Below are 10,190 nucleotides of genomic sequence, written 5' to 3' on the forward strand. Positions count from 1 at the left end.
GTAAGGGCGAAGCATTTTTTGAAAAGTCTTTCTTAAGAGCGATTTTAACTTTTACACAAAGAGGTTGCGCTAATTGGAACAACCTTCAGGAAAATGCTTCGCCCTTACGCCTGAGAAAGATTTCTCCGCTCTGTCCCGACGTAGTCGAGACATCGGTCGAAATGACAATGAAGGAGTGCTCGCGTGCCGACGTGTCATTCCAAATCCCGATTCATCGAGCAAGGGAAGAGGAATCTCTTGCACGGCAAACACAGGCTATCCGCTGGCACAGAATCAGCGGCTGAGGAGAAAACATTAAACATCAATTTGAATGTTTCGCAAAGTTAAATTTTAAATAAGGAGGATGTTCCATGCGCCATCGTTACCTTTCTCTATTTTTAAGTCTATTTATTTTACTGTTGGCCGGAGGGCTTTCTGCCCAAACAGCCAGTTACGACACCGTCACTGTTTACGACATCCAACATGTCACCGATCCGGCTGTGAACGACCAGTCCCCTCTTTTTGGCGACACCGTTGTGGTACGCGCAATGGTGATGCATTACCCACGTGATCTGTGGGTAGGCGCTCGCTGGGCCTGTTATGTAGTGGATCCGGATAGTTTCCCCAAACCCTGGAGTGGTTTTTTTATCATTCAACACGACACCACAGAAGTTAATACGCTTTTCGGATTTGTCGAACCGGGCATGATCTGTTACTTCACCGGGGTGGTGGATGAATACTCTGGTTTGACGCAATTGGCCTTATTGACTGATCCGGTGGTTCCTGTGGAAATACTCTCCACCAATAACCCCATGCCTGATCCCGTGCAATTGACCACAGCCGATCTTTCGACCAATGATGTGGCTGAAAAATGGGAGTCGATGTGGATAACTCTGAAAAATGTTACCATCGTGAACAACAATCTCAGTTCCAACACAGCGTCTATCACAGACGATTCTGGCGGTTTAACCTATCTGGATGATTACTTCTGGTGGTTCCGGGGACGGTTCAATGACAATGTTTACCAGTGGCCGCCGACCGGCACTCAATTAAATGTACAGGGTTTCGTCCGTCACGTTAATGTGGATCAATACACCGTCAACCCCAGAAATGAAGACGATCTGGAAACCCTTTCCAATCCTCCGGTCATCCATGAAGTTTCGCGGATTCCTGGTAAACCCACACCGCGTACAGACGTTACCGTAATAGCCCATATTACCGACAATACCGCGGTTTCCAAAGCCGTTTTACATTACAGTGTTGACTGGAATCCCTTTGTAGAAGTAGAAATGACCAGCGCAGGCACCGATTCCTTCTCTGCCAAAATCCCTAATCAGGTAGATGGCAGCTACGTCCGTTACTTTGTTTACGCCATTGACGACGCGGGTGATTTCACAACAGCGCCTGGCGACACCTCGTATGAGATTTACTCCTACGTCGTTCGTAGCGGCAACCTGGATATTAAAGACGTTCAATACACCTGGGGCTATCCCAATGACGCTTCCCCCTATGTGGGCTACGAAGTTACGCTCCAGGGTATTGTGGTTTCCGATACATCGCATTTTCCTGGTTTTTATGTCATTCAACAAAAAGAAGAACCCTGGTACGGGATTCAGGTCAGAGATACTTACCATCCTGATTTAAAGGTGGGCGATGAGATTAAAGTTACCGGGACCATTGAAGAACGCTATGGCGTAACGCGCATCGTGGTCTCGGATAGTGCAAACGGGGTCCAGGTATTAAGCTCCGGGAATGCGGTAACGCCAATGGATGTACAAACCGGTCAAATTACAACAGGAGGACCGGATGCCGAGGCTTACGAATCCTGTCTGGTTCGCGTGGCAAATCTTACCGTGGCCAATCCCTTCCCGGATGCGCCCAGCAATTTTGGTGAATTTACAGTGGATGACGGCAGTGGTGAACTGCGCGTTGATGATCTGGCCTATGATTTTGCCGGCAATCGCGATTCCTCCTTTGCCCAGAATGACCACATCGATGAAATCATTGCCGTACACTATTACAGTTTTGGCAACTACAAAATCATCCCCAGAACAAAGGATGATATTCACGGCCATACGACCGCTATTGAACAGACGCCGCTGGTTCGGAATTTTCAGTTGAAGCAAAATTATCCCAATCCTTTTAATCCAACCACAACCATCGAATTGACCCTGGCCAAACAGGGCCAATATCGTCTGGACATCTACGACGTACTGGGCAGAAAGGTACGTACTCTGCTCAATGGCCAGCTACCTGCTGGTTTTAAACGTTTAACGTGGGACGGCAGAGACGAGACAGGTAAAATGGTAAGCGCCGGCATCTATTTTTACACATTAAAAGGAGAGCATTTTAAACAGACCAGAAAAATGTTGTTGATTAAATGATTTCGCGCACCCTGTGAGCTTGCCGAAGCCATGGTCTTTCGGCAGGCTCACCATGGCGCTTTTAATTTCGTCCGGTCGTTTCTATTCATCTCAAAAGGCCGGACACGTAGCAAAACAGACATTTTTTCAAAGCTTAACATTAGAGAAGCAAAAATGGTAAACGCTAAATTGAAATGCATTGTAACCGGCAGTCTTGCGCTGAGCATTGTACTGCTCCTGTTCTCCTGCAAAGAGAAGATTTCCGGCACTTACGCCCAGAATGCGCCGCCAGAGACCTTCTTGTTTGTGCAATCTACAGGCAGAGACACCCTTAATCAGACTGCCAGCATTCAAAAGTTGTACTGGGATGGCCTGGACAAAGACGGTTTTGTGACCGGCTTTTACTACACCTGGAAGATGCAGCCAGATTCCGCAGACTGGCAATGGACCGAACAACGCTCCTTAACCTTTCCTTTAAAAATAAGCGGCGCAGAAACCAGCTATGTCTTTCAAATTCGGGCCGTTGACAATGATGGCGCCTGGGATCCCACTCCGGCGCAACAACTCTTTCCCATTAAAAACACGCCACCCAGCATCAACTGGCTGCCCACCAGCCGCATTCCGGACACCACCTTTACCGTTGCCAGTTTTGTCTGGCAGGCCAGTGATCTGGACGGAGATACCACCATCACACATTTTGAATATGCTCTGGACGACACCTCACAATGGCACAGCATCGCCGGTTTCCGAAGAAACTTAACCCTCACCGCAGACAGCGGTCTTACCCAGGGAGAGCACGTCTTCTTCATTCGCGCTGTAGATGTAGCCCACAGCCGTAGCCCCATCATCCGTATGCCTCAAAAAGGTACCTGGTATGTCAAGGAGCCCAGGGGCAGCTATCTTTTGATTGATGACTTTGCCAATGAAGCCCAATCCAACTATCCGGACCGCTATTACAAATCCATGCTCCGCCAGGTTTTGCCGGAAATTGATCCTCAGGCTGGTTTTGATTACTGGAATATTGAAGAACAGTTTCCTGCTTCCCGCCTGCAATTCATCGAAACCTTAAAGCTGTTTAAGCGCGTCATCTGGTACTCGGATCTGATTCAGGAAACGGATGAACATTTTATTACGGCTCAGGTGGCTATTCCGGAATTTTTAAATGCCGGGGGTAAAATCATTTATTCTGTTCAATTCAATACCGGCTTTGGCGCCCTGGGCAATCCCCTGGAATTCACTCCAGTCGATTCACTGGGCAAGATGTTCAATTTCATCACTTCCAACAGTCTTTACTATCCGGATTCCGTTGGGCAGGACGATCTGCAGAGCCTGTTTGGCGTCCAACTACCGGAATTGAAAGTCAGCAAAATCATCGTCGGACTGATGGCCCTTAAGCCCAAGCCAACAGCCATTCCATTGTATCGTTATGACGATCCAAAATCGGAGCAGGATCCGCTCTTTATTTTGTTGGGTCGCAACGACAACAAACAGGGGCTGGATGCTTACGATTTTATTTTTTCGGCCACGCCTCTACATTTTTTGCAGGGCAATAACAATCTTAACGAATTTTTTAAAATCGTTTTTAGAGACATTTTTACAACGGACACAAACTTATGAGCAGGTTGCGTAATATTTTTGTTATTTCGCTGGTATTAAGTGTTTCGGCGCTATGGGCGCAAAAAAGCGGCGCCATCCGCGGTGTGGTGACCGACAAAAAAACCGGTGAACCACTGGCTGGCGTCAACATTGTGGTAAAAGGCACCTATTACGGCGCTTCAACCGATCTGGAAGGTTTTTATTCCATTCCCAAAATCGAACCCGGTGAGTACACGATTGAAGTGTCTTACGTGAGTTACAAAATCATTCGCCAGACCGGCGTTAAAGTAAAAGCCGGCCAGACACTCACCCTTAATTTCCAGCTGGAGTCCTCCATTCTGGCCCTGGGACAGGAAATTACCGTCATCGGAGAAAAGCCACTAATGGACCTGGAACAAACGACCACCGCTCGTACTCTTACCCAGGAAGAGATTCAAAACCGCATTGTGGAAAACGTGACCGACCTGGTCAGTCAGCAGGTGGGTGTTACAAAGCAGGATGATGCCATCTACATTCGCGGTAGCCGTTCTTACGAATCCCAATATCTGGTGGAGGGGCTTTCTGTGCAGGATCCTCTTTCCGGAACCGGTTTTGGTCTGCGCCTCAGTTCCCACGCCATCCAGGAAATCGAGGTGCTTACCGGTGGGTACAAGGCCGAATATGGCCAGGCCACTTCCGGGGTCATCAGCGTTAAAACGAAATCCGGCAGCGATCAGCTCGACGGCTACTTTTCCATGAAATCCGACAACCTGTTTGGCCAGTTTCGCGATGCGGATTTCAGCTTTAACACCGACCATTGGGAACTGAGCCTAAGCGGGCCGGAACCTTTGACCCGTCTGTTTTCCAGAGCTGGCCTTCCTTTGCCCGGTAAATTCTATTTCTTTTTCGATTTGCAAAGCAAGGTGTTTGACGACTACACGCGGGCCACAGCCAAACAACTGCACTCCTCTATTGCGCCAACGCTGAATGGGCTGGTGGACAAAGACTTTTTTGCTCCCAGAGAAAATAATCTGTGGAGCGCGCTCTTTAAATTAACCTGGAAGTTGAATCCCACGCACAAACTCACTTACATGTACAATCGCTCTCTGGTGATCAATCAAAACACGCAAACCTTGCAAACCAATTTGAACTATGTGGAACCAAGGCCCGGTTTCCCTTACAAATACATGAAATTACTGGACAATTTCAATACCTTTACCCATGATAATGAGCAAATCTCTTTAATCTGGAATCACACACTGAATTCCACTACCTTTTACGAGCTCAAATTCAGTCGTTACTTTGCCCAGTTGCGTTCCGAATGGGGCGATGATTTGTGGCATGGTTACAGCCAGCCGCTGGACGTTCCCCGCCTGCCCGTCGAGTATTACACGCCGTACGGCGATTCCAGCAAGGTGCGAGTTATTCCCGGCGATGGCTTTTATGATTACGGCAACGCCCTGTCCTGGCACGATCATTTTATTTACGCCTACACGTTAAAGGGCGACCTGACGCACCATGCCGGAGATGTGCACACCTTAAAAAGCGGGCTGGAAATGTCGTTTAAAGAAATGCAGTTGATCGACATCCAGGAACCATTTGCTGGACCGTTTGGCTCCAGTCAGGATTTGTTCCATGTCTTTCCGGCAGATGGCGCTTTTTACCTACAGGATGATATTCGATTTGGCGGTTTTATTTTAAATGCCGGCTTTCGCCTGGACTATTGGGTGCCTGGATCCTTTGCCGATCGGGCCATTGAAGATACCACCAATTTCATCAGTGCAGACCAGCGTAAGAAGTACAAAAAAGATTCCTTTGAATTTTTGGGTCGTCGTGTTAAAGCACGCCTGATGCCCAGAATCGGCGTCTCGTTTCCGGTTAGCAACAATCAGATGCTCTATTTCAATTACGGTCATTTTTCAAAACGTCCACGCCCCCAGTTTGTGTACTCGGGCCTTTCGGCGGTCAGCGCCCGTTCCGCCTACCAGACTTACGGCAACCCGGCCCTCAATCCGGAGACCAGCGTTAAATACGAACTCGGTTTGCGAAATCAGTTTACCGAAAATGACGTGTTGAGTATTTCCGCCTATTACAAAGATATTTTTGATTACGTAAAAACCACCCGTTTCCGCCTGCCTGGCCGCGGTGGTCAAACAGCCTACACCTATGTTAACCTGGATTACGCACGGGCGCGGGGCGTTGAGCTGGAATACAAAACACGCGTTGGTCAGTATCTCTATGGAAACGTGGCGGCCAGCTACTCCATCACTACCACCAAATCTTCCAATGCTTCTTCCATTTTGCAAATAGATCGCAGCGCTACCGGCGAAGATGTTCCCATCCGTGAATCGTACGCCGCCTGGGATCGCCCCTGGCAAATTTCCGGCAACCTGAGCTTACGCGTCTCCAGAGATCAAAAACCGCGCTTTCTGGGCATTCCGCTGTTCAGCAACTGGAATTTGAATTTGCACTTTTTTGCACAGGCCGGCCGGCGCTACACGCCGTCGGTCTTTTCCGGACAGTACCGCACCGACGGACGTCCCATTTACCTCACGCAATACGACGTGGAAGAAAAAACGCGTTACAGCAAAGTCGGCAGCAGCTGGAAATGGGTTGACCTGAGCTTCAAAAAATATTTTGATCTGTGGGACATGCATTACATTTTCTACTTTGAAATCAGGAATCTGTTTAATAACAAAAACGCCCAGATCATTAATCCGGTAACAGGCCGGGCCTACGAATATGGCGACCCTGTGCCCATTAGCTGGAACGATCCGCTTTACCCGGACCGGCACTGGCCACACGATCCTTACCCTTTTGATCCGGCTCGCTACCGGGCGCCCAGACACATCATGTTCGGTTTTTCACTGGAATTTTAACGGAGTAAAGAAAGCAATGATCAGATTAAGGCACAAGGCAATACAATTTTTGACAATGGCGCTGCTGGTGGGGCTGGCTGCCGGCCCACTGCACGCGCAACTTTTTCCTGATTTAGGCGGCCAACGGCGCGGCACATCTACCGCTCAATTCTTAAAGATCGGTCAGGGCTCACGCGCCCTGGGCATGGGCGAATCGTTTGTGGCCGTGGCCAACGACGCCGAAGCCCTGTATTGGAATCCCGCCGGTTTGAACAACTTTGACCGCCACTCCTTGATCTTTTCGCACACTCAGTGGCTGGTTGAGGTTCAACTGGAGTTTGCCGGTATGATCTACCATTTAAACCCTACCAATGCCTTGGGGCTGGCCATTACCTTTTTGCACACCAATGAAATGAAAGAGACCACCGAATTTCAGCCTCTGGGCACCGGTCGTTATTTTTCCTACAGTGATTTTCTGCTCAGCTTAACCTATGCCCGGCGCATGACCGACAAGTTCAGTTTTGGTCTTTCTGCCAAATGGATGCAGGAAAACATTGCCGAACTGACCATGCGTTCTTTACTCTTTGATCTGGGCATTTACTACAACACCGGCTGGAAAACAACGCGCTTTGGCGTGGTCATCTCCAATTTTGGCAACGAAATGGCACCCAGCGGAACTTTGCTCTACAAAAATCTGGAAAACCAGGAGGTAAAGGTTACCTCGTTTCAGTCTTTTCCGCCTCCCATCGTTTTTCGCATTGGTCTGGCCGCCGATTTCGTCTCTACCGATCGCCATCTGCTCACCGGCTCGGTACAGTTAAATCACCCGAATGATAATAAGGAAAATATGAATTTCGGGCTGGAGTACGGCTGGCAAAAAACCCTCTTTTTACGGGCAGGATTCAAAACAGCTCAGGTGGAAGAAGGCCTCTCTTTTGGCCTGGGTTTACGCCACAATATTGCCGGCTTGGGACTTAACCTGGATTATGCCTACACCAACTTCGGCCGCCTGGGATATGTAAACCGTTTCACAGCAAAAATAGAATTTTGAGGATGGTGCCAATGATCAAAATAAAACTATCTTTTTGGGGATTATTTCTGGGCCTGTTGCTCTGGCAATGCAAACATCAGACACTCTCTTTACCCAACATTCCGCCGGATGAGCCCAAAATTGTCGGTGATGAATACATTCAGTTGAACGTCAAATTTGACGCGGCCAGCGGCTATGATTTTAAAAGCCCCGGCGACATCTATTACGGGGCCGACAACTTTTTGTACCTGGCCGATACAGGCAACGATCGTATTGTGATGATGGACCTGGGCGGCGGCATCATGGGCTATTCGCAAACCATCCCCCACCCCGAGGCCATTACGCAAAACGACAGCCTGGCTCTGTTAATCGTGAACAAAACCAACAAAATTTACAAAATCGACCTGTTCAAACATCAGCATCAAATTGATCAGGCGCCGGTGGAGGTCGTTTTCGAGATGTCTTCCGAACCGACGCGTCAGTTTACTGGCATCAGTGTGCACAACGGTTTTGAATACTACGTCACCGTGGTCGATTCCACGGTTTCTCCGGTGCTCAGTCAGATTTATGATTTTTACGGCAATGATGTCTGGAAAGGGCCTCTACCCCTCTACAGCAATGGTAGCGGACTCTTCTCGGCCTTAATTCCCACGGGAATTACATCGTTACGGGAACAATATCTGGATATTTCTTCCAGGGAAAAAACCCTTGGATTCATCTTTTGCCAGAGCGGTTCCTACCCGCCAGCCAATCTGTTCAATTATTACAAGGTACAATACATTACCACCACGCTGTTTGAAGGGCAGGAGGTACTGACCCCTAAAACCGACCTTTCCGGAACGCCCGAAGAGGACTACCTGTATTACTATGATAAATTCTATCTGCCGGAAGACGTGGCCCTCGATTACTCGGGCAACATTTTTGTGGTGGACGCCGGTTCGGCCGATGGGAGCCATTTACCAGGCTTTTACCGCTTTGGACCAACCGGACAGCAACAACAGGCTGTAATCGGTTTTGGAAGCGGCGATTATCAGTTTAAAACGCCAAAAGGCATTGCCGTAACGCGCAATACAGACAATCAAACGGTTTATGTTTCAGATACAGGGAATAACCGCATTTTACAATTTAAATTGTCAAGAGATTTGTAACAAACTGCTGCTGTCCGCTGCAAATTATAAGCTTAAGGAGACCATACCTGGTTACTTTTTACGTGGGGAATGAGCTCGGACGCCGACATCGGACTCGAGTATCAATTCCATACAAATAAATATGTGTATTAGTTGGTTTAGCAGGTATCAAGTTAAAATATTCTTCTGATATGGAAGTATTTAGTGATGAATAAATACCGAGTTTATAACTTTGAGAATACAGGCTAGAGACAAAAAAAAGAAAGGTTAAAATGATTCTATTCATTTTATTACCTTTACCGTTTAAAGATTTAAAAAGGCATAATGACCAGGCTCACCGGCCTTTATAGAGTGGACAGAATAGCGGTCAGGTGAAGCGCCTGGTTGAACTAAGTCGCAAAGCGACAAACTTTAAGTTTCGTAAAAATCTTTTTCTCAATACAGTAATCCACATAGTGGAAAAAATTTTCACTGGCTGGTTACAGTCCCAGAACCGTTAAGGCCTCTTCCTACTACGTTAAAAAATTCCTGGAATATTTTAACAGATATCCCATGTTAACACATAAGAAGAAAACAGTCAAGTCCAACGCCGGAATTAGTGCAATATCTATATTTCTATTACTTCTATTTCTGTGATACGTTTAAAATCAGCAATATTATTAGTGGCAATCGCTGATACGCCATGCGCTTTACCAATGCTTGCTATTTCTACATCGTGAATCCATAAACCTCGAGGATTGTATTTGCGAACCAGCGTCTGAAAAATATCCATTGATAAGGCTGTCGGATATAGAATTACAATATTAGTCAATAAGCTATTTAATATGTCTAAGCATTCACTGGAAGACAAATCTATTTCCGTGTTTCTGGTTAATACAACCAAAAATTCAGAAATATTTTTGGAAGTGGTGAAGAGCTTCAATGATGAATCGGATAAAAGTTTCACTGCACGCTCATTAAATCGAGAGTCAGCATCAATAGCATAAATCAGTACATTTGTGTCAACAAGTATTGAACCATCCATAATTATTCATTTGCTAATTTTCTTATATTCAGGTTGTCATATTTTCCTTTTAAATGTAGTTTCCTTATGTGTAGCTGTCTTTGCTTTCCTCTTTTTATTGTTTTAAGATATTGTTCAAGCTGAGGTAAATATTCTTCTGGTATCAAATCGATCTCTTTCTTGATTTTTTCTTTTAGTTCCATTTCCATATTCCTTTATATGTTTTAGACACCGAGTTTGTATTTAAGCGCTAAC

8 protein-coding genes are annotated in these 10,190 nt (G+C 46.9%); 6 read left to right on the forward strand and 2 right to left on the reverse strand.

What is annotated here, in order from left to right; all coding sequences use genetic code 11:
• The 6 genes from ACWB0I_RS08060 to ACWB0I_RS08085 form a co-directional block, all read left to right on the forward strand.
• A partial coding sequence (locus ACWB0I_RS08060) for a hypothetical protein (protein WP_479387542.1) occupies nucleotides 1-284 on the forward strand: 284 nt, incomplete at its 5' end.
• A 66-nt stretch (nucleotides 285-350) separates the two neighbouring features.
• Nucleotides 351-2,363, forward strand: a complete 2,013-nt coding sequence (locus tag ACWB0I_RS08065) for a FlgD immunoglobulin-like domain containing protein (protein ID WP_479387543.1) — start codon at nucleotides 351-353, stop codon at nucleotides 2,361-2,363.
• 153 nt (nucleotides 2,364-2,516) lie between these two features.
• Nucleotides 2,517-3,959, forward strand: a complete 1,443-nt coding sequence (locus tag ACWB0I_RS08070; RefSeq protein ID WP_479387544.1) for a hypothetical protein — start codon at nucleotides 2,517-2,519, stop codon at nucleotides 3,957-3,959.
• On the forward strand, nucleotides 3,956-6,796 hold the full coding sequence (locus tag ACWB0I_RS08075; RefSeq protein WP_479387545.1) for a TonB-dependent receptor: 2,841 nt from the start codon (nucleotides 3,956-3,958) through the stop codon (nucleotides 6,794-6,796). The genes ACWB0I_RS08070 and ACWB0I_RS08075 overlap by 4 nt, the downstream gene beginning before the upstream one ends.
• Nucleotides 6,797-6,812: 16 nt before the next feature.
• Nucleotides 6,813-7,826 (forward strand): PorV/PorQ family protein, encoded by a 1,014-nt coding sequence (locus tag ACWB0I_RS08080; protein WP_479387546.1) that lies wholly within the window; start codon nucleotides 6,813-6,815, stop codon nucleotides 7,824-7,826.
• An 11-nt stretch (nucleotides 7,827-7,837) separates the two neighbouring features.
• Nucleotides 7,838-8,953 (forward strand): hypothetical protein, encoded by a 1,116-nt coding sequence (locus ACWB0I_RS08085; protein WP_479387547.1) that lies wholly within the window; start codon nucleotides 7,838-7,840, stop codon nucleotides 8,951-8,953.
• Nucleotides 8,954-9,539: 586 nt separating this feature from the next.
• Here the strand turns inward: ACWB0I_RS08085 and ACWB0I_RS08090 are convergent.
• Together ACWB0I_RS08090 and ACWB0I_RS08095 are read right to left on the reverse strand one after the other, a co-directional pair.
• A complete protein-coding gene (locus ACWB0I_RS08090) occupies nucleotides 9,540-9,956 on the reverse strand; it encodes a type II toxin-antitoxin system VapC family toxin (protein ID WP_479387548.1) in 417 nt (138 codons plus the stop codon).
• Nucleotides 9,957-9,958: 2 nt separating this feature from the next.
• On the reverse strand, nucleotides 9,959-10,138 hold the full coding sequence (locus ACWB0I_RS08095) for a hypothetical protein (protein ID WP_479387549.1): 180 nt from the start codon (nucleotides 10,136-10,138) through the stop codon (nucleotides 9,959-9,961).
• Nucleotides 10,139-10,190 lie beyond the last annotated feature (52 nt).

The sequence above is a fragment of the Caldithrix sp. genome (assembly GCF_056497305.1).